The following is a 19,302-nucleotide window of genomic DNA, read 5'->3' as shown; positions in this document are numbered from 1 at the left end:
AGTCGAACTCCGGATCGGGTCAGGTCAGTTCAGCGGCGGTCAGGCCGTGCGGCAGGGTGCGCCAGGGGTTCTCCCCGGCGCCCGGTACGGCGCAGCCGACGCCGGCTCGCTGGGCGGCGATCAGTGCGGAGGCGTCGCGGGCGGACTCGGCGGGGACGTCGTAGACCAGGTGGCAGAAGCGGGAGGCCGCGTGGCGGCCGGTCCACAGCGGCAGGGTCATGGCGCGGTACGCGTCCCAGTTGCCCTCGAAGGTGACCAGCAGGTCGGCCAGGCCGACCTCGGCGTACGCCGGGTCCGGGTGCTCGCCGTGGCCGAACACCACGGTGCCGCAGCCGGCCGCCCGGGCCGCCGTGGCCAGGCGGCGGTAGTGCGCCAGCGCGCCCGGGTGGGTGGCGACCTGGTCGAGGTACACGCCGGTGATGCCGTGGCGCTGACGGTACGTCAGGATGTCGGCGACCACGGCGGCGTGGGGCCGGCGGCCGTAGTCGGTGTCGGCGTAGCCGACCAACGGCAGTCCGGCGGCGCGGAGTTCCTCGGCGGCATCGGCGAAGACGTGGTCCGGAACCTCGCCGGGACCGTCCGCGAGGTTGAGCACCACGGCGGCGATCCGGGCGGGGTCGGCGGCGGCGACCGCCTGCCAGGCCGCCGGGTCCACCGCGGGGTGGACGTACAGCGGCACCAGCAGGCGGCCGTCGGGGGTGGTCCCGGCGGTCATGCGACCACCGGGGTCGGCGTCGGCTCGGCGGTGCTGAGCCAGAGGTCGCGCAGGGTGTCGGCGAGCCCGGTCTCCGGGTGCCAGCCGAGCTCCCGGGCGGCGGCCGAGACGTCGGCCTGCTGCCAGGAGACCGCGGCCGAGCGCTCGGAGCCCGCCCCGCTCTCGTCGATCCGGCCGGTGAAGCCGGACGCCGCGACCAGGCCCTCGGCGATCGCCCGGACCCGCTGGGCCCGGCCGGAGGCGAGGTTGAGCACCCGGGGGAGCGGGCCCTCGGCGGTGACGGCCAGGCCGACCGCCCGGGCGATGTCCCGGGCGTCCACGAAGTCCCGGTAGGCGGAGAGGTCCCCGACCGTGACCACGGCGTCGGCGCCCTCGGGCGCCGCCCGGCGCAGTTCGGCCGCCAGCCGGCCGGGCAGCGAGCCCGCCGGGGCGCCCGGGCCGACCGGGTTGAACACCCGCAGCACCACCGCGTCCAGCGGTGAGCCGGCCACCGCGAGGGAGCCGGCCAGCTTGGTCGCGCCGTACACGCCGACCGGACGGGCGTCGGCCTGCTCGGAGAGCGACTCGCCCTCCGCGCAGACGCCGTACTCGCCGGCCGAACCGACGTGCACCAGACGGGCCTTCGGGGCGCCCAGGGCGAGCGCCTCGCAGAGCACCGCCGGTCCGCGGGCGTTCACCTCGGCGAGCTTGACCGCGCTGCCGGCCACCGCGCCGGCGAAGTTGACCACCACGTCGGGGGCCAGCGCGGCCAGTTCCTCGCCGAGCGGGCCGGCCTGGGCGGTGCCGAGGTCCAGCCGGAGGTCGTGGGTGGGCCGCCGGCCCGCGGTCAGCACGGTGGCCCCGGGCAGTGACCGCAGGACGGCGGTGGCGTGACGGCCCAGGAAGCCGTCGCCGCCGAGCAGCAGGATTCTCACGCGGCCCGTCCGTCGCTCTCGGCGCCCGCGGCGGCGGGCTGCTCGGCCGTGTCGTCCGGGGCGGTGCGGGCGGCCGGGAGCGGCAGTTCCGCGACGCCCGGCACGGTGCCGTCCGACTCGAAGGGCATCAGGACCGGGCGGATCGTGGAGAACTCGGCGTTCGCCCGGTCGTAGTCGTCCGGGCGGCCGATGTCCAGCCAGTAGCCGCCGAAGTCGTACGCGGCCGGCGGGGTGTCGGCGGCCAGCAGGTCGAGCACCAGCTCGTCGAAGCCCAGCGGCAGGCCTGGGGTGTACTTGGCGAGCGCCGAGCGGGAGACGCCGTACACGCCCATCGAGACCCGGTAGTCGATGCTGGGCTTCTCCTGGAAGCCGGTGATGGTGCCGGAGTCGGTGGTCAGCACACCGAAGTCGATCTTCACCTGGCGGGCGTAGGTGGCGATGGTCAGCGGGGCGCCGGACGTCTCGTGGTGCTTGAGCACCCCGGCGAAGTCCAGGTCGGTGAGGATGTCGCCGTTCATCACCAGGAAGTGCTCGGGCAGGCGGTCCTGCATGGTGAGCAGCGGGCCCATGGTGCCGAGCGGGCTGTCCTCGACGGCGTAGCCGACCCGCAGGCCCCACTGGGCGCCGTTGCCGACGTAGGCGCGGATGATGTGGCCGAGGTGGCCGATGGCCAGGGTGACGGTCTTGAAGCCCGCGGCGGCGAGCTGGCGCATCACGATCTCCAGGATCGCGTGCTGGTCGCCGATCGGGACGAGCGGCTTGGGAAGCGCGGTGGTGTACGGGCGGAGGCGAACGCCCTTACCGCCGGCCAGGATCACTGCGTGCATGGTGTTTCCCCCACGGAAAAGGTGTGTAGGACACGAACCTCGGTTACCAGGACGAGCAAGATCGTTTCGGCGGTCAGACGTTGTAGATGTCGGTCTTGTAGCGGGCCAGGTTGGCCGGGTCGCGGAAGAACTCGATGGTCTGCTCCAGGCCCTGCTCCAGCGTGAACCGCGGCGCCCAGCCGGTGGCCGTGCGCAGCCGGGTGGCGTCCGCGACCAGGCGCATGACCTCGGAGTTGGTCGGACGGATGCGCTGCTCGTCCTCCTTCACCACCAGGTCCACGCCCATCAGCTTGCCGACCAGGGTGACCAGGTCGCCGACCGAGATCTCGCCGCCGGTGCCGGCGTTGAAGGTCCGGCCGACCACGGTCTCGGCGGCCGCGGTGCCCACCGTGCGGAAGGCGTTGGCGGTGTCCTTGACGAACGTGAAGTCGCGGGTCGGGCGCAGGTCGCCCAGGGTGATCTCGGTCTGGCCGGCCGCGACCTGGGCGATCACGGTCGGGATGACGGCGCGCATCGACTGGCGCGGGCCGAAGGTGTTGAACGGGCGCAGGGTGACGACCGGGGTCTCGAAGCTGGCGTGGTAGCTGTCCGCCAGCCGGTCCCCGCCGGCCTTGGAGGCGGCGTACGGGGACTGGGTGTTGATCGGGTGGTCCTCGGTGATCGGCACGGTCTGCGCGGTGCCGTAGGTCTCGCTGGTGGAGGTGTGCACCAGGCGCGGGATCTCCTGGTGGCGCACGGCCTCCAGGACGTTCAGGGTGCCGGTGACGTTGGTGTCCACGTACGAGTGGGGGGCGCGGTAGGAGTACGGGATCGCGATCAGGGCGGCCAGGTGGTAGACCGCCTCGGTGCCCTTGACCAGGCCGTTGACCGAGCCCGGGTCCCGGACGTCGCCGAGGACGATCTCGACCGAGTCCAGCACCTCCGGCGTCAGGGTCTCCAGCCAGCCGAAGGAGGAGAAGGAGTTGTACTGGACCATCGCGCGGACGTGGTGCCCGTCGGCGACCAGGGTCTCGACGAGGTGGGAGCCGATGAAGCCTTCGGCTCCGGTAACCGCGACGCTGCTCATGCGTTTTCGCTTTCTCGTTTTCGGTGGCTGCCGGACGTCTGAGCACGGCCGGCCGGTGGTGCCTCGGAGGAGGCGGACTATCAGCGGTGTTGGGTGGTGCGGCCGAGCGCGGGCCCGGCGGTGGCGGTGAGGACGAGGGCGGCCGCCCCGCAGCCGATCAGCTGCAGGACGATCGGGTCCGCACCGGTCAGCAGCCCGACGCTCTCGGCGGTCGCGGCGGCCAGACAGATGAGGGCGGTGCTCCAGCTGAACCCGAAGGCGTTCAGCAGCAGCGCCAGCCAGAGCGAGCCGCCCAGGAGCAGCATCGCGCCGAGCTGCGGCACGCCGAGCGACGGGGCGCCCGGCCACAGCACGGTCGCGGCGGCGTCCAGCGCGGCCACGGTGGTGAGGTAGATGAACAGGCAGCCGAGCAGGATCCCGCCGGTGCGGCGGGTGAACTGCCCGGTGGTGTGGCTGGTGCGCAGCGCGGCCACGGCCATCGCCCGGTAGCGGAACAGCAGCCACTCGGCGAGGCCCAGGCTGAGCGTCAGGGCGATCATGGCCGGGCCGGTCGGGGTGGTCCGCACCTCGTGCACGGCGTGCGCGCCCTGGGCCGCGGCGTGCACCGCGGGGCCGGCGGCCCGTACGGCCTGGTGGATGGTCCCGCCCAGCCCGGCGATCAGCGTCAGCGCGCCGCAGGCCAGGCCGAACAGCAGGTGCGGGACCTCCTGGCGGATCGGCAGCCTCAGCTCCACGCCGTCCCGTTCGCCGCCGCGGGCCGCGACCAGCAGCTCCCGGACGGCCAGGCCGACCGCGAGCACCACCGAGGCGAGCAGCACCACCGTCCGGACCAGCTCCGGCACGTCGACGGCCAGCACCACGCCCGCGCCGACCGAGGCCGGGGCGAGCGCCAGCAGCAGGAACTTCTCCCGCCCGAGCACCAACAGCGCGGTGGCGGCCGCCAGGTAGCAGGACTGGCCTGCGGCGAACCACAGGGCGCCCAGCGGACCGCCGACCACGTACGCGGAGGCGGCGGCCAGCAGCGCGCCGACCGGTGCGCCGACGGCCAGGCAGACCGCGGCGTCCCGGCGGCGCAGCCGGCTCAGCCAGCGGTACGCGCGGTGCGCCAGGGCCTGGTTGAAGCCCCAGCTGACCAGCGTGGCGATGGACAGCGCGAGCATGCCCGAGGGCAGGCCGAAGCGCATCCGGGTGGTCGCGAACAGGTTGGCGCCGAGCAGGTAGCCGAGCCCGGGCAGGGCGAACACCAGGCCGCGCACCACGCAGCGCCAGGGATCGGCCCGCCAGGGGTTGGCGAACTCGGAGCTCGGGCCGGGGTAGCGGCGCTCGACCTTCTCGAACAGCTCCTCGGCGACGGTGAACGCGTCGGGGCGGCCGTACAGCAGCGCGGCCTGCTCGTCGGAGAGGCCGTCGGACTCCAGGAAGGCCGCGATCTCGTACGGGTGGACGGCGTCGGCGCAGACGTCGCGCAGGCGCTCGGCCAGTTCGTCCAGCGGGTCCTCGGAGAGGTCGAGCTGCTCGGCGGGGTCGGGCTCGGCCGACGGGGCGGGGCGGCGGCGCTTCAACGGCAGGGTGCGCAGCTGCATCGTCCGCTCGGCGCCGCCCTCGTCGGGGACCAGACGAATCGGACCACTCACGCCCCCACCTCGCTGGGCTCGGGACGGGCGGCGGCCAGCTGCTGGTCCCAGTCTGGGCTGGGGGCGGCGTCGGTGACGGCGACCATGCCGCCGGGCATCCAGCGGGAGGTGCCCAGGAGTTCGGTGTAGATGCCCCGGAACCCGTCGATGTTCTGGCGGAGCGTGAACTGCTCGATGACCCGCAGCCGGGCGCCCTCGCCGAGCCGGGCGCGCCGCGCAGGGTCGCGCAGCAGCTCGATCGCGGCGGCCGCCATCGGCTCGGGCTCGCGCGGCGGGACGACCAGTCCGGTGTCGCCCACCGCCTCGCGCACGCCGCCGACGTCGGTGGAGACGGTCGCGCGGCCGCAGGACATGGCCTCGATCAGGGTGAACGGGAAGCCCTCGCTGATGCTGGAGAGCATCACCACGTTGCCCGCCGCGTACGCGTCGGTGATGTCGGCGACGCGGCCCTCGAAGGCCACCGAGTCGGCGATGCCGAGCTCGGCGGCCAGGGCTATGCAGCCGTCCCGGTACGCCTCGCCGCCCTTGGGGGTGCCTCCGAAGAGCCGCAGCCGCGCCTCGGGGATCTCCTGGTGGACGATGGCGAAGGCCCGGATCAGCGTCTCCAGGTCCTTGATCGGGTCGACCCGGCCGGCCCAGCTGAGGGTCGGCGTCTCGGGTTCCGGCCCGGCGGGCGGGAAGGCGGCCGGGTCCACGCCGTTGTAGACGGTGCGGATGTGGTGGGACGGGGTGCCGCCGCGCTCCTCCCAGCGCCGGTTGTACCGGTTGCCGGGGGTGACCAGCGCGGCCTGCCGGTAGCTCTCCTCGGCGAGCATCCGGTAGAAGCCGAGCAACAGGGCCTTGACCGGCCAGCGGTACGGGCCGGTGCGGTAGCCGAGGTAGCGCTCGCGCAGGTAGATGCCGTGCTCGGTGAGCAGGAACGGTACGCCGTACTGCTGGGCGGCGATCAGCCCGGGCAGGGTGGCGAGTCCGCCGCTGGCCGCGTGGGCGACGCCGTCGGTGGGCGGGTCGACCGAGAGCGGCCGGAGCGCGTGCTCCAGGAGGTCGGTGGCGTTCAGCGCGTCGTGCAGGGTGGGCCGGGAGACCGCGGTGGGCAGGTAGTCGCGGGTCCACACGTGCTGGAGGGTGCGCAGGGCGCGCTCGCTGCGCAGCGCCGGGCTGAGCAGCCCGCGCCGGGCGAGGTCGGCGAAGCCGTACAGCTCGGTGCCGAAGTGGGTGGTGTAGACCGGGTCGAGGATGGAGTGCAGGAAGCGCTCGTACGCGTTGAGGAAGCGGCGCATCTCCTTGCCGCGCGGCGCCCGGGCCTCGGAGGCCGGACCCCACAGGGGTGCGGTGGTGACCGACCGTACGTTGGCGGGCAGCTCCCAGGCCAGCGGTTCCTGGCCGGTTCCGGTGACGGCGATGACGTCGAAGTCGACGTCCGGCATGCCCTGGACGAGCTGGTCGCACCAGACGCTCACGCCGCCGTGCTGGTGCGGGTACGTCCCCTCGGTGAGCAGGGTGACGCGCATCTCCTGTCCCCCCTCCTGTTCTTGCGTCGGTTGTCCGGCCTGGGTGGCCGGAGCGGGAGCCGTGGCGGGGCCGGGCCGGGCGACCGGCCCGACCCCGCGACGGGATGCTACGGATTACCGGTTGCCGGAGCGTCCGGTGGTGGTGCTGCCGTGCGAGGCCGTCCCCCCAGAGGCCTTGCCGGAGCCGTTCTGGCCGTTGCCGGCCGGGGCACCGTTGCCCTGGGTCTTCGCGCCCTGGACGACGTCCTTGCCGGGCACCGGGGTGCCGCTGCCGGGGACGAGGGACTGGGCGGGCTTGCGGGTGACATCACCCGGGCCGGCCGGGACGGGCGTGGCGACGCCCTGCGGCACGACCTTCTTGTCCGCCGGCGCCGGTGCCGGGACGGACTTGGCGGCCACGCTCGGGGCGACGGCGGCCGGGGCGGCCGGCGCGCTGCCGGACGGCAGCTGCAGGGTGATGCCGCTCTGCAGGGCGCCCGGGGACACCCAGCCAGAGAGCGTACCGGCGTAGGACGAACCGAAGGCGGCCGTACCGATGGCCATCTTCTGAGCAGTTCCGGTCGGCATGGTGGCCTGGACCTGAACACCGGCGGGCGCGTTCACCGTGACGGTGTTGCCGATCTTGTAGGCGGTGACCTGGCCGGCGGCGACCGCCGTGTTCCAGGCCGCGCGCTTCTGGAACTCCTGGCCGATCTCGCGCTCGCCGAGGTTCACGATCGGGGCGTTGTCGGCGAACAGCGAGCGGTAGCTGCCGAGGATCTTCTCCAGCACCGGGTACAGGATGCGGTCCTCGGAGAGGTTCGACTGGTGCACGAAGTGCGGGCGCGGGTCGTTGCTCAGCACGTGGCCGAGGTCGATCCGCGCCTCCAGCGGCACGATGTACGACTGGTAGCCGGTGGTGGTGTCCAGCGGCGCGGGCAGGCAGGTGGAGTTGGCGTTGTTCTCGCAGACGCCGCTGCCGCCGTTGGCCTTGCTGGTGTAGATCCAGTTGTACTCGTCGGCCTCCTCCTTCGCCGAACCGGCGTTGTAGAAGACGTTCATCGGGTACCGCGGCACGGTCAGCGTGGACGAGCCGACGGCCCGCTGGGCGGGCTCGCGGGAGGCGTCGCTGCCGGTGAACCTGATGCCGTTGGCGGCCAGCGCCGGCGCCAGGTTCGGGTTGTCGCTGGTCTCCTGCGGGGCGGTGAGCAGACCGGAGTGCTCACCGGTGACGAGCACCTGCGGGTCGACCTTGAGGCCGTTGGCGGTGGCCCAGTCGAAGTTCTGCTTGATCTGGGTGGAGATGGTGTTCTGGTCGGTCCAGACGGTGTTGCCGGACGCGTCCTTGGTGCACTTCCACGGGACCACCGAGACGTCCTGCACACAGCCCAGGTAGGGGTGGGTGTAGGTGTGGTTGACCCAGCGGTAGCTGTTCTGGTCGGTGATCATCTGGGTGGCGGTCGGGTCCACCGTGGTCTGGTGGTCGGACTTCCAGTCCTCGCTGCCGCCGCCGTTGAACACCATGTCCAGGGTGAAGTTGTTGGCGGTCTGCCACTGCTTGAGGTACTGCGCGTCGGCGGGGGTCATCCGGATCGGGTTGGCGGTGTCCGGGGTGCCGGGCGGGCAGGTGACGTCGCCGGGGGTGCACTTGAGCGCGGTGTCCCAGCGGTCGTCGGCCAGGAACACGTCGTCGACGTGGGTGGCGAAGTAGTTGCGGTCGTAGCCGAGGTGGACGCCCTGGGTGATCCAGTCGACCATGCCGCGGGCCAGCAGCCGGTACTGCTGCTGGTACTGGTTGTAGACGAAGGTGACGACCAGTTCCTTGCGGCCGTCGTGGGTGTACTCACCGACCAGCGAACCGCGGCTGGTCGAGTCGGGTATCGCCGCGTCGACCAGCGGGACGAAGGAGGCGCCGGACGGCAGGTTGGCGAGCGGGGTCGCCAGGTAGCCGTAGCTCTCGCCGACCTTCGGGTCGTTGTCCTCGAACGGCACGCTGCCCTTGAGGTACCCGAACGGGCCCGAAGTTCCGGCCGTGGTGGTGGCACCCTGGATTCCGTCGAGGGTCCCGACGAATCCCGGATTCTGGGCGTAGTTCAGGCCGACGGCCGGGCTGGCCCAGGTGTAGGCGTCGATCTGCCGGACGTTGAAAGCCGCTTCGTAGGTGGCGATCGCGGCCATCTCGGCGGCGCTGTTCGGGAAGGGGTTTTCGTTGGGCAGCACGATGCCCTGGTACTTGCCCCGGGGCAGCCCGTTCACCGTGTCGCTCAGGAAAGCGGCGTTGATGACGGGGCGGTTGGTGTCATTGAGGCTGACGACCTTGTACGGCGTCCCCTGGCTCTTGAGCTCGGCGGTGATCGCCGCGACCGACGGGCCGCCGTCGTCGATGACCAGGATGGTGAGGTCGATCCTGGGTGGCGTGGTGTCGCCGTGGGCCAGGGTCGTCTGCAGGCCGCTGGCCAGCAGAACTGCCGCTGCGCAAGCGGCGACTCTTCGGGTCGCTCGACCCATGTCTGATCCTCCCCTTGGGTCAGGCGCCGCGCTGCTTCGGCGCTCGCCTGCCCGTGTAGCTGTTCGCGGGCAGCAGGCTGCCCGGCGCCCATCCTGGTCGAGGGTCGGCAGTCCGGGGGACCAATTGGGCGACAGTGCAGCGAACCTGTTACCAACGTTCATGGTGAAGCCATGGAGGCGCTGATTGTGACCGTAACCGGACCGCTCGCGCAAATAATGAATTGAAAATGAAAAACCGGAAGCCGACTGCTACAGCTGGTTACCGACTGTGCGCCTCGCACGGCTCCGTGGGGCACCTACACTGTCGTCGTTGCGCATGACACTCTCGCACATCCTGCTGCTCCAATGGGCAGGTTCATGCAATATCGGGCACCGCTGTGCCATGTGACAGTCCGAATATGCAATGGAGGCCGCGGGTGGCCGATCGTCAGATCGCGTCCGAGCGAATCGGACACGCACGGAATGCGCTCCCGGAGTCCGCCGGGACCATCCCGGTCGGCCGCAGTCTCGGGCTGCGGGGCGCGGTCAACGCCCGCGATCTGGGTGGGTACCGGACGGCCGACGGCGGGGTGCTGCGGGCCGGCGTGGTCCTGCGCAGCGATGGCCTGAACCGCGTCACGGCCGAGGACCTCGACCCGCTGGGCGCGCTCGGCCTGCGCGCGGTGGTCGACCTGCGCAGCGCCGACGAGGTCCGCGAGGCCGGCCGGGACGTCCTGCCGGGCGGCGTGACGGCACACCATCTCCCCTTGCTGGCAACGGACTTCGACATCCATGCGACGCTGCGCGGCGCCCTGGCGGAGCGCAGCCCGGACGGGCAGCGCGCCCTGCTCGGCGAAGGCCGGGCGGCCGCGATGATGACCGGTCTCTACCGCTGGTTCGTCACCGACCGGGAGGCCCGCGAGACCTTCGCCGCCCTGCTGCGGCTGCTGGCCGCCCCGGACGGCGTGCCGCTGCTGTTCCACTGCTCGGCGGGCAAGGACCGCACCGGCTGGGCGGCGGCGCTGCTGCTGACCGCGCTGGGCGTGGACCGCGAGACCGTGCTCGCCGACTACCTGCTCACCAACGAGCGGGTCGCGGCCGTGGTCGAGCTGGTGCTGGCGGACTTCGCCGGTCGCGGCCTGATGCACGAGCCGGAGCTCCTGCTGCCGGTCTTCCGGGCCGAGCGCGACTACCTGGACGCGGCCTTCGCGGAGGTCGAGTCCGGCTGGGGCGGCTTCGCCGCGTTCTGGCGCGAGGGGCTCGGACTGGACGGCCGGGTGCGGGCCGGACTACGCGCCAACCTGCTGGACGGCGACGGGAGTTGATCCCGCCGCCGGCCGTGGCGGCGGTCAGCCCTCGTTGATCAGCCCGGCGCGGAGCTGGGTCAGGGTGCGGGTGAGCAGTCGGGAGACGTGCATCTGGGAGATCCCGATCTCCTCGCCGATCTGCGACTGGGTGAGGTTGCCGAAGAAGCGCAGCATGATGATCCGGCGCTCGCGCGGCGGCAGCTTGGCCAGCAGCGGCTTGAGCGACTCCCGGTACTCCACGCCCTCCAGCGCGAGGTCCTCGTAGCCGAGCCGCTCGGCCAGCGGCCCCTCGCTGTCCTCCTCGCCGGGGCTGGAGTCCAAGGAGGAGGCGGTGTAGGCGTTGCCCACCGCGAGGCCCTCGACCACGTCCTCCTCGCTGACCCCGAGGCAGGCGGCCAGTTCGGCGACGGTGGGGGAGCGGTCCAGCCGCTGGGACAGTTCGTCCCCGGCCTTGGTGAGCGCCAGCCGCAGCTCCTGGAGCCGTCGCGGCACCCGGACCGACCAACTGGTGTCCCGGAAGAAGCGCTTGATCTCGCCGACCACGGTGGGCATCGCGAAGGTGGGGAACTCCACCCCGCGTTCCGGGTCGAAGCGGTCGATCGCCTTGATCAGGCCGATGGTGCCGACCTGGACGATGTCCTCCATCGGCTCGTTGCGGCTGCGGAAGCGCGCCGAGGCGTACCGGACCAGCGGCAGGTTGAGCTCGATCAGGGTGTCGCGGACGTAGGTGTGCTCCGCGCTGCCGGGCTCCAGCGCGGCCAGCCGCAGGAAGAGCGAGCGGGAGAGCGTCCGGGTGTCCAGCCCGGAGCCGGGCGGTGCCGCGGTGTCGGCTCCGGCGCCGGGCGCTCCGGGGCCGGGCGCTCCGGCTCCGGGCCTCGTGAGGGACGTGGCCCGCTGGAGCGGGATCCGGTCCCCGGTGACGGCCGTACCCTCGGCCTGACCAGCGTGGATCTCCGCAGTGCCCAGCTCTCCGGACATGCACCCACCCCCTCGTGACTGACAGTTGAACGGGGGCCGTCGCACGGAGGTTCCCGGCGGGGGCCCAACCCCCTGCATACCGGAACACGGTGCACGGCAAACCCGAACGTCGCAAGATGTCACACCGGGGTAACGCGCTGCAATCTCACTCTTCCCAGGAGTTGCCGGTCCGAAGCCTGGTCAGGATCCGGGAGAGCAGCCGGGAGACGTGCATCTGCGACATCCCCAGCTCGGTGCTGATCTGCGACTGGGTGAGGTTGGCGAAGAACCGCAGCATCACGATCCGCCGCTCCCGCTCGGGGAGCTGGACCAGCAGGTGGCGGACCATGTCGCGGTGCTCGACCTCGGCCAGTGCGGTGTCCTCGTAGCCGAGCCGGTCCAGCAGGGCGAGGCCGCCCTCGTGCTCCTGGGCGGCCTCCAGCGAGGCGGCGTTGTAGGCGCGCCCGGCGTCCAGGCAGGCCCGGACGTCCTCCTCGGGGATCCGCAGGCAGGCGGCGATCTCGGGCACCTTGGGGGCCCGCCCGTGCAGCACCGTCAGCTCCTCCATGGCGCCGCTGACCTGGACCCAGAGCTCCTGGAGCCGGCGCGGGACGTGCATGGTGCGGACGTTGTCCCGGAAGTAGCGCTTGATCTCGCCCAGGATGGTCGGCAGCGCGTAGGTGGGGAACTGGACGCCCCGGGTCGGGTCGAAGCGGTCGATCGCGTTGATCAGGCCGATGGTGCCGACCTGGACGACGTCCTCCATCGGCTCGCTGCGGCTGCGGAAGCGGGTGGCGGCGTAGCGGACCAGGGGGATGTTCACCTCGATCAGGGCGGCCCGGACCCGTTCCCGTTCGGGGGCGTCGGGGGGCAGCTCGCTGAGCCGCTCGAACAGCACCCGGGTGAGCGTCCGGACGTCCACGGCGGGTCGACCGCCGGGGCCGCGCAGCCCGTCCGGGCGGAGCTCGCCGGCCGGACTGATGATCGCGGCCAACACCTCGTCCACGGACACGTCCCCCCTCCCAAAGTCGACAACGGTGGGCCCTGCGGATCGGGTGTCGCGGCTGGTTCGGTACCTCGCCATGTCCGGCAAAACCGGTCATAGCATCACAAGGTGGGCGCAGGTCGGGCAAGCACCCGGTGGAGGTGTGTTGGTGGAGTGCGCAGCCGGTGGCCACCCTGTCGGCGAGGCGCCGCAAGGATTGTCCCGGGGCAGACGAAGACGCCCCGCCCGTGAGCCGGGCGGGGCGGGCGCGGGCCGTCCGGGGGACGGCGGCGGGGGTCAGACCTCGATGTCGGCGATCACCCAGGTCGCGAACTCGCGCCACTGGCCGGCCGCGGCCTGGTGCGCGGGGTGGGTCAGGTACGCCTGGAGGGCCGTGCGGTCCTCGACCAGGCTGTTGATCGCATAGTCGTACGCGATGTCGCGCTCGGTGGTGTTCCAGCCGCACTCCCACTCGCGCAGCTCGGGGATCAGCGCGCCGAGCTCCTCGAAGGCCTTGGCGGCGGCGAGCACGCGCGGCTCGTCCTTGGCGACGCCTTCGTCGAGCTTGAACAGGACCAGGTGGCGGATCACGATTGCCGCTCCTTACTTGATCAGACCGGTCATGAAGGTGCCGACCGCCTTGGCCGCGTTCGAGATGCCCTCGAAGCCCAGCTGGACGAGTTCGGCGGACCGGGCCGGTGAGGTGATGATCGAGTAGAGCACGAAGATGAGCAGGAGGGCCATGCCGATCTTCTTCGCCTGCGCCATCGTGACCTTCCTCCCTGCGGTGGGCCGCCGTCATCCGGTCCCCGAGCGGTCCTGCAGGGCAGCTTATCCACCGGACGGGCTATCAAGTGTGCGACGCGTTCGCCCGGCGGGACGAAGGTCCCCGCGAGTGGGGCCTTTCTCCGGGTGCCCGGGCCGGGGCCGGGCGGCAGGATGGATGACGTGCCGAGGATCTGGCAGGAATCCCCGGCACGTGGATCCGGAGCCCCCGCTGTGGGACCGGTGGTCGCGGCTTCCCCCCCTCGCGGCGCCGGTTGTGGGACTCCGCCGGGGGAGCGGTCAGTCCCCCCGAGCCGCTCCCCCTCCAAGGCTCCGTACGAGCCGGGCAATGGTGGTCATCGGCCCGGAGTGCGGAGCCTTTTCCACGTCCGGGGCGTCCGGGGGGCTTTCCCGCGTCAGGGGGCGCCCCGCCGCCGACCGGAGTGCGCGAACGGTCCGGAGCGCGCAAACGCCGAGGGCCCGTCCGTGATCGGACGGGCCCTCGGGCTTTCGAGCGGTAGCGGTGGGATTCGAACCCACGGTGGAGTTGCCCCCACACACGCTTTCGAGGCGTGCTCCTTTGGCCGCTCGGACACGCTACCGAGGGGAACTCTACCGGACGGGTGGCGCGGTCACGAAATCCGTATCGGACGGGCCGTCGCCGGGCGGCTCAGCGGTGGATGTCGAAGAAGGCGCGCAGCTGCTCGCCGCACTCCTCGGCGAGCACGCCCAGGATCACCTCGGGCCGGTGGTTGAGCCGGCGGTCGCGCATCACGTCGAAGAGCGAGCCGGCCGCGCCGGCCTTCTCGTCGAGGGCGCCGTAGACCACCCGGTCGATCCGGGACAGCACGATGGCGCCGGCGCACATCGTGCAGGGCTCCAGGGTGACCACCAGGGTGCAGCCGCTCAGCCGCCACTCCCCGATCCGCTCGGCGGCCTGCCGGATCGCGACCACCTCGGCGTGCGCGGTCGGGTCGCCGACCGCCTCGCGCTCGTTGTGGCCGCGTCCGATCACCTCGCCGTCCGGGCCCAGGACGAGCGCCCCGACCGGCACGTCCCCGGTGGCCGGCGCCAGGGCGGCCTCGGCGATGGCGAGGCGCATCGGCGCCGCCCAGCGGTCGCGGACCGGGTCGGGGCGGACGGGGGCGGGCAGCGGGGGGACGTACGGGACGGTCAGCGGGGTGGATGCGGGCTGCATGGCATCCAGTGTCGGGCATCCGGTGGCGGACACCGGTGCGACCGGTGCCGCTACCGGACCGCTTCCAGGACCTCGCCGCAGCCCAGGGCCTCGGCGATGTCCTCCAGGGCGTCGCCCGGCACCGCGCCCTCGCCGCTGAGGGCGAGCAGTTCGTCGGCGGCCAGGCCGAACTCGGTCAGCAGGTGGGCGTCGCCGAGCGGGCCGACCGGGACGCCGCCGTGGGCGTCCGCGTCCTCGTCGTCCTGCTCCTCGGTCTCCGCGTCCTCGTCCAGCAGGTGGTCCAGGTCGCCGAACTCGCTCTCGCCGGCCTGGTCGACCAGCTCGTCGGTCAGGACGGAGCCGTAGGAGCTGCGGGCGGCGGCGGCGCCGTCCGACACGAAGATCCTCGGGTCGTCCTCGCCGTCCACCCGGACGATGGCGAACCAGGAGTCCTCCTGTTCGATGAAGATCAGGACGCTGTCGTCGTCCTGCGCGGATTCGCGGGCCAGATCGGCCAGATCGGCCAGGGTTTCGACGTCGTCGAGCTCCGTCTCGCTCACATCCCACCCGTCCTCGGAGCGAGCAAGCACTGCAGCGAAGTACGCCACCAGGGACACTCCCAAGATCATCGGTCTCGGCTGTCGGCGCGCTCGGGCGGCGCGAAAATCTGGCCGCCCCCGCGCCAGAGTCGGTCCGCTTGTTCGGACCGTCCCTTCGGAATCGTGACAGAAAGCCCGCCCTCGCGGGGAGTGTTCGGCAGCGCGTCTTCGCAGGTCGTGTCGGAAGGGCCGAGCGGCGTGGGGCGGAGCCGGGGCGGGGCCGGTCGAATTCGATCCGGCCGCCCGGCGGCGCCGCACCGGGGTCGGTGGTGGGGCCGGTCAGATCCGGAAGGTTCGCATCCGCATCGCTTCGCGCATCCGCCGTTCCTTGGTCCGCCGGGGCTGGACCCGCTCCCTCAACTCGCGGGCCTCGGCGAGCTCGCGCAGGAAGACGGCCCGCCGCTTGCGGCGCTCCGACTCGGTCTCCGGGGGCTCCTGCGGCGGGCCGGCGCGAAGGGCCGGCCCGTCGACGGGCTCGTCGGCCGAGCCGTCCCCGGCCCTCGGGTTGCTCGTCATAAGACGTGACATTCCCAGAACGGCCGGGTTGATACCACAGGAGACGGTTCCGTCCGGACATTCCTGGCACGTCACGGCGTGTCACCGGACCGTGACAGCCGCCGGTCGGCGGCCTGGCACGGCGTGTCGTACAGGCGTCCAGGACCGGGCTAACCTCGGTACATGCGTCTCCACGTCGTCGACCACCCCCTGGTCGCCCACAAGCTCTCCACCCTGCGCGACGAGCGCACCGACTCGCCGACCTTCCGTCGCCTGACCGACGAGCTGGTGACCCTCCTCGCCTACGAGGCCACCCGGGACGTCCGCACCGACGAGGTGGAGATCACCACGCCCGTGGCGGTCACCCTCGGCACCCGGCTCAGCTACCCGCGTCCGCTGGTCGTGCCGATCCTGCGGGCCGGCCTCGGCATGCTGGACGGGATGACCCGCCTGCTGCCGACCGCCGAGGTGGGCTTCCTCGGTATGGTGCGCAACGAGGAGACCCTGGAGGCCTCCACGTACGCCACCCGGATGCCCGACGACCTCTCCGGCCGCCAGGTCTACGTGCTCGACCCGATGCTGGCCACCGGCGGCACCCTGGTCGCCGCGATCAGGATGCTGATCGAGCGCGGCGCCACCGACGTCACCGCCGTGGTGCTGCTGGCCGCGCCGGAGGGCGTCGAGGTGATGGAGCGCGAGCTGGCCGGCCTGCCGGTCACCGTGGTCACCGCCGCCGTGGACGAGCGGCTGAACGAGAACGGCTACATCGTCCCCGGCCTGGGCGACGCGGGCGACCGGCTGTACGGCACGGCCGGCTGAGCAACCCCTCCGAACGTCCGAGAGCCCCCCGGCACTGCGTCTGCCGGGGGGCTCTCCTGGTTCTGCGCCGGTCCTGCGCCGGTTCTCCGCCGCGCCTCAGCAGCTGCCGGTGGCGCTCGGGGTGGGGGAGGGCTTGATCGCCAGGGCGAGGGCCGCGGCCGCCTGGGTCTCGTCCAGCAGGGCGTTGTAGCTGTCGCCGATCACGAAGTCCACGCTGGTGTCGGTGCGGGCGTCGGCGGTCACGGTCGCCCCGGCGATCTGGGCGCCCACCAGGGTGCCGGCCGCGACGCCGGTCGGGCCGGCGATCACCTGGGCGGTGCCGGGCACCTTCTTGTCCAGCTCGGCGGGGGCGTTGCCGACCTTGCCGATGGTGAAGCCGCGCTTCTTGAGCTCGTCGGCGGTCCGCCCGGCCAGGCCGGCCTTGGTGGTGGCGTTGTAGACGTTCACCGTGACGGCCGAGGGCTGCGGGACGGCGTGCGGATCGACCGGTGCGCCGGAGGCCGCGGGGGCGCCCGGGGTGGCGCCCGCCGTCGGGGCGGCCAGCGGCTTCCCGGACGGCGCGGCGCAGGCCTGGGCCGAGGCGTTCTTGTCCTTGCCGCGGAAGATGTCGTACAGCTGGACGCCGCCGAGGCCGATCAGGGCCAGGGCGAGCAGGGCCGCGAGTGCGGCGATCACCTTGCGACTCTTCTTCGGGGGCCGGCCCAGCCGCGGGTAGGCGTTGCCGGTGACGCGGTACTGCTTCCCCTTGAGGCCTTGGGGAGTCAACATGCTCACGGGTCTGTCTCCCCCTCGTGCCAGGGCGGGGTCGGGATGACGGGTGGGCCAGGGCGGGGGATCCTCCGGGAGCGGGCGGATCCCCTGGTCGCGGCCGTAGTCAGCAGCGTAGTGCCGGACAGCTGCGAAGGTACTAAACGATCATCATCTGGAGTACCCCGGTACCCGAAAGGGGGTACCCGGGGACGCGCGGACCGCCCTCCGCCGGGTGGCGAGGGGGCGGTCCGGAGTCGTCGGAGTGCGGCCGTCAGTCCATTTCCAGGACACGGGCGTGCAGGACCTGGCGCTGCTGCAGCGCGGCCCGTACGGCCCGGTGCAGCCCGTCCTCCAGGTAGAGGTCGCCGTGCCACTTGACCACGTGGGCGAAGAGGTCGCCGTAGAAGGTCGAGTCCTCGGCCAGCAGGGTTTCCAGGTCGAGCTGGCCCTTGGTGGTCACCAGCTGGTCGAGCCGCACCGGGCGTGGGGCGACGTCAGCCCACTGTCGGGTGCTCGTCCGGCCGTGATCCGGGTACGGCCGCCCATTGCCGATGCGCTTGAAGATCACACGGAAAGCCTACCGTTCGGACGGCGCGCGGCGCAGCAGCCGTGCCTCCGCCACGCGCTCCGGTGCGAGCTGCGCGGGGGCCATTGCGGTTGTTTGATGGGAAATGTCGCGAACATCGCCCGGTCCCGGCCGGGTTCAGGCCCGGCCTCCGACCGCCGATCCCGTCCAGGAGCGTGCACCGATGGACTCCGCCCCCACCCCGACGACCGTCCGGGAGATCGCCGACGGGTACGCCTTCACCGGGCCGGCCCTCGACCTCGGCGCGGTGCTGCTGGACGGCACCGCGTACCCCGACGCGCAGGTGCGCGTCCCGCTCGCGGTGCTCAACCGGCACGGACTGGTCGCCGGGGCCACCGGCACCGGGAAGACCAAGACCCTCCAGCTGATCGCCGAACAGCTCTCCGCCCAGGGCGTGCCGGTGTTCCTCGCCGACATCAAGGGGGACGTCTCCGGCATCGCCGCACCCGGCACGCCCGGCGAGCGCACCGCCGCCCGTGCCGCCGAGGTCGGACAGGACTGGACGCCGCTGGGCTGCCCGGTCGACTTCTACTCGCTCGGCGGGCAGGGCGCCGGCATCCCGATCCGGGCCACCGTCACCAGCTTCGGCCCGCTGCTGCTGTCCAAGGTGCTGGACCTGAACGAGACCCAGGAGTCCTCGCTCAGCCTGGTGTTCCACTACGCCGACCGGCAGGGCCTGGAGCTCTACGACCTCAAGGACCTCACCGCCGTCATCGGCCACCTCACCTCGCCCGAGGGCAAGGAGGAGCTGCGCACCATCGGCGGCCTCTCCGCCGCCACCGCCGGGGTGATCCTGCGGGCGCTGACCGTGCTGGAGAACGAGGGCGCCGGGGCGTTCTTCGGCGAGCCCGAGTTCGACACCGCCGAGCTGCTGCGCACCGCCCCGGACGGCCGGGGCGTCGTCTCGGTGCTGGAACTGCCCGCCGTGCAGGACCGGCCGCGGCTGTTCTCCACCTTCCTGATGTGGCTGCTCGCCGACCTCTACCAGGAGCTGCCCGAGGTCGGCGACCTCGACCGGCCCAAGCTGGTGTTCTTCTTCGACGAGGCGCACCTGCTGTTCAAGGGCGCCTCCAGGGCCTTCCTGGAGGCGATCACCCAGACCGTGCGGCTGATCCGCTCCAAGGGCGTGGGCATCTTCTTCGTGACCCAGACGCCGCGGGACGTCCCCGCCGAGGTGCTCGCCCAGCTCGGCAACCGGGTGCAGCACGCGCTGCGCGCCTTCACCCCGGACGACGCCAAGGCGCTCAAGGCCACCGTCTCCACCTTCCCCCGGTCCACCTACGACCTTGCGACGGTGCTCACCTCGCTGGGCACCGGCGAGGCCGTGGTGACGGTGCTCTCCGAGAAGGGCGCGCCGACGCCGGTCGCGGCGACCAGGCTGCGGGCGCCCCGCTCGCTGATGGGGCCGATCGAGCCGGGGGCGCTCCAGGCGGCCGTGGACGCCTCGCCGTTGACGGCACGCTACCGGGACGCGATCGACCGGGAGTCCGCGTACGAGAAGCTGGCGGCCCGGGCGCCGCGGCCGGACGCGGCACCGGTCGGGCCGACCGAGTCCGAGCCCGCGCCTGCGCCCGCACCGCGGCGGGAGGAGTCGCAGGGGGCGGGCGGGCTGCTGGGCTCGCTGCTCAACAACCCGACCGTGAAGTCCTTCGCCCGCTCGGCCGGGAGGCAGCTCGGGCAGGAGATCTCGCGCAGCCTGTTCGGGACGTCCAAGCGGCGGCGCTGACGG

Annotated in this window: 18 protein-coding genes, 1 tRNA gene and 1 pseudogene; 3 read left to right on the top strand and 17 right to left on the bottom strand. The window is 72.5% G+C overall.

Annotated features, from left to right (window positions below):
* Positions 1 to 19 precede the first annotated feature (19 nt).
* The 7 genes and pseudogenes from AB0F71_RS03205 to AB0F71_RS03175 form a co-directional block, all read right to left on the bottom strand.
* Entirely contained in the window at positions 20 to 715 is a 696-nt protein-coding gene (locus AB0F71_RS03205; protein ID WP_360227247.1) for a spherulation-specific family 4 protein, read from the bottom strand.
* A complete protein-coding gene (locus tag AB0F71_RS03200) occupies positions 712 to 1,629 on the bottom strand; it encodes an NAD(P)-dependent oxidoreductase (protein ID WP_360227244.1) in 918 nt (305 codons plus the stop codon). The genes AB0F71_RS03205 and AB0F71_RS03200 overlap by 4 nt, the downstream gene beginning before the upstream one ends.
* Before the next feature lie 125 nt (positions 1,630 to 1,754).
* Positions 1,755 to 2,456 (bottom strand): annotated as a pseudogene (locus tag AB0F71_RS03195) (sugar phosphate nucleotidyltransferase); the annotation flags it as partial.
* Positions 2,457 to 2,529: 73 nt separating this feature from the next.
* Complete coding sequence (locus AB0F71_RS03190; protein ID WP_360227241.1) at positions 2,530 to 3,522, bottom strand: SDR family NAD(P)-dependent oxidoreductase; 993 nt, start codon at positions 3,520 to 3,522, stop codon at positions 2,530 to 2,532.
* A gap of 80 nt (positions 3,523 to 3,602) precedes the next feature.
* Entirely contained in the window at positions 3,603 to 5,156 is a 1,554-nt protein-coding gene (locus tag AB0F71_RS03185; RefSeq protein WP_360227238.1) for a hypothetical protein, read from the bottom strand.
* A complete protein-coding gene (gene pelF / locus AB0F71_RS03180) occupies positions 5,153 to 6,667 on the bottom strand; it encodes a GT4 family glycosyltransferase PelF (RefSeq protein WP_360227235.1) in 1,515 nt (504 codons plus the stop codon). The genes AB0F71_RS03185 and pelF overlap by 4 nt, the downstream gene beginning before the upstream one ends.
* A gap of 114 nt (positions 6,668 to 6,781) precedes the next feature.
* Entirely contained in the window at positions 6,782 to 9,154 is a 2,373-nt protein-coding gene (locus AB0F71_RS03175) for a hypothetical protein (protein ID WP_360227232.1), read from the bottom strand.
* Positions 9,155 to 9,570: 416 nt separating this feature from the next.
* On the opposite strand from AB0F71_RS03175, the gene AB0F71_RS03170 reads away from it, so the two are divergent.
* Positions 9,571 to 10,458 carry a tyrosine-protein phosphatase gene (locus AB0F71_RS03170; protein ID WP_360227229.1) on the top strand — a complete coding sequence of 296 codons (888 nt, stop codon included), beginning with the start codon at positions 9,571 to 9,573 and terminating at the stop codon, positions 10,456 to 10,458.
* A gap of 24 nt (positions 10,459 to 10,482) precedes the next feature.
* Here AB0F71_RS03170 and AB0F71_RS03165 read toward each other — a convergent pair whose 3' ends face one another.
* The 8 genes from AB0F71_RS03165 to AB0F71_RS03130 form a co-directional block, all read right to left on the bottom strand.
* Positions 10,483 to 11,418 carry an RNA polymerase sigma factor SigF gene (locus tag AB0F71_RS03165; RefSeq protein ID WP_360227226.1) on the bottom strand — a complete coding sequence of 312 codons (936 nt, stop codon included), beginning with the start codon at positions 11,416 to 11,418 and terminating at the stop codon, positions 10,483 to 10,485.
* Positions 11,419 to 11,563: 145 nt separating this feature from the next.
* Positions 11,564 to 12,346, bottom strand: a complete 783-nt coding sequence (locus AB0F71_RS03160; RefSeq protein ID WP_360227713.1) for an RNA polymerase sigma factor SigF — start codon at positions 12,344 to 12,346, stop codon at positions 11,564 to 11,566.
* Between the two features lie 333 nt (positions 12,347 to 12,679).
* Positions 12,680 to 12,973 carry a Dabb family protein gene (locus AB0F71_RS03155; protein WP_360227223.1) on the bottom strand — a complete coding sequence of 98 codons (294 nt, stop codon included), beginning with the start codon at positions 12,971 to 12,973 and terminating at the stop codon, positions 12,680 to 12,682.
* Between the two features lie 12 nt (positions 12,974 to 12,985).
* The gene (locus AB0F71_RS03150) at positions 12,986 to 13,150 is read right to left on the bottom strand and encodes a hypothetical protein (protein ID WP_188304848.1); all 165 of its coding nucleotides are present in this window, start codon (positions 13,148 to 13,150) and stop codon (positions 12,986 to 12,988) included.
* A 512-nt stretch (positions 13,151 to 13,662) separates the two neighbouring features.
* Positions 13,663 to 13,749 (bottom strand) — tRNA-Ser (locus AB0F71_RS03145).
* 68 nt (positions 13,750 to 13,817) lie between these two features.
* The gene (gene tadA, locus AB0F71_RS03140) at positions 13,818 to 14,345 is read right to left on the bottom strand and encodes a tRNA adenosine(34) deaminase TadA (protein WP_360227220.1); all 528 of its coding nucleotides are present in this window, start codon (positions 14,343 to 14,345) and stop codon (positions 13,818 to 13,820) included.
* Between the two features lie 50 nt (positions 14,346 to 14,395).
* Positions 14,396 to 14,953 carry a tRNA adenosine deaminase-associated protein gene (locus AB0F71_RS03135; RefSeq protein ID WP_360227217.1) on the bottom strand — a complete coding sequence of 186 codons (558 nt, stop codon included), beginning with the start codon at positions 14,951 to 14,953 and terminating at the stop codon, positions 14,396 to 14,398.
* Positions 14,954 to 15,202: 249 nt separating this feature from the next.
* Positions 15,203 to 15,439 carry a hypothetical protein gene (locus AB0F71_RS03130; RefSeq protein ID WP_360227214.1) on the bottom strand — a complete coding sequence of 79 codons (237 nt, stop codon included), beginning with the start codon at positions 15,437 to 15,439 and terminating at the stop codon, positions 15,203 to 15,205.
* A gap of 162 nt (positions 15,440 to 15,601) precedes the next feature.
* Here AB0F71_RS03130 and upp point away from each other — a divergent pair, with 162 nt between their 5' ends.
* Positions 15,602 to 16,237, top strand: a complete 636-nt coding sequence (gene upp, locus AB0F71_RS03125; RefSeq protein ID WP_049650159.1) for a uracil phosphoribosyltransferase — start codon at positions 15,602 to 15,604, stop codon at positions 16,235 to 16,237.
* 96 nt (positions 16,238 to 16,333) lie between these two features.
* Here the strand turns inward: upp and AB0F71_RS03120 are convergent, their stop codons facing one another.
* On the bottom strand, positions 16,334 to 17,005 hold the full coding sequence (locus tag AB0F71_RS03120; protein ID WP_360227710.1) for a LytR C-terminal domain-containing protein: 672 nt from the start codon (positions 17,003 to 17,005) through the stop codon (positions 16,334 to 16,336).
* Between the two features lie 253 nt (positions 17,006 to 17,258).
* A complete protein-coding gene (locus AB0F71_RS03115) occupies positions 17,259 to 17,555 on the bottom strand; it encodes a type II toxin-antitoxin system VapB family antitoxin (protein WP_030273186.1) in 297 nt (98 codons plus the stop codon).
* Positions 17,556 to 17,736: 181 nt separating this feature from the next.
* Between AB0F71_RS03115 and AB0F71_RS03110 the strand changes: the two genes are divergently transcribed.
* Positions 17,737 to 19,299 carry a helicase HerA-like domain-containing protein gene (locus AB0F71_RS03110; protein ID WP_360227211.1) on the top strand — a complete coding sequence of 521 codons (1,563 nt, stop codon included), beginning with the start codon at positions 17,737 to 17,739 and terminating at the stop codon, positions 19,297 to 19,299.
* Positions 19,300 to 19,302 lie beyond the last annotated feature (3 nt).

Source organism: Kitasatospora sp. NPDC028055 (assembly GCF_040637885.1).
GTDB lineage: Bacteria > Actinomycetota > Actinomycetes > Streptomycetales > Streptomycetaceae > Kitasatospora.
Note: the sequence above shows the minus strand (reverse complement) of the source record. Positions and strands in the feature narration are given on the sequence as shown.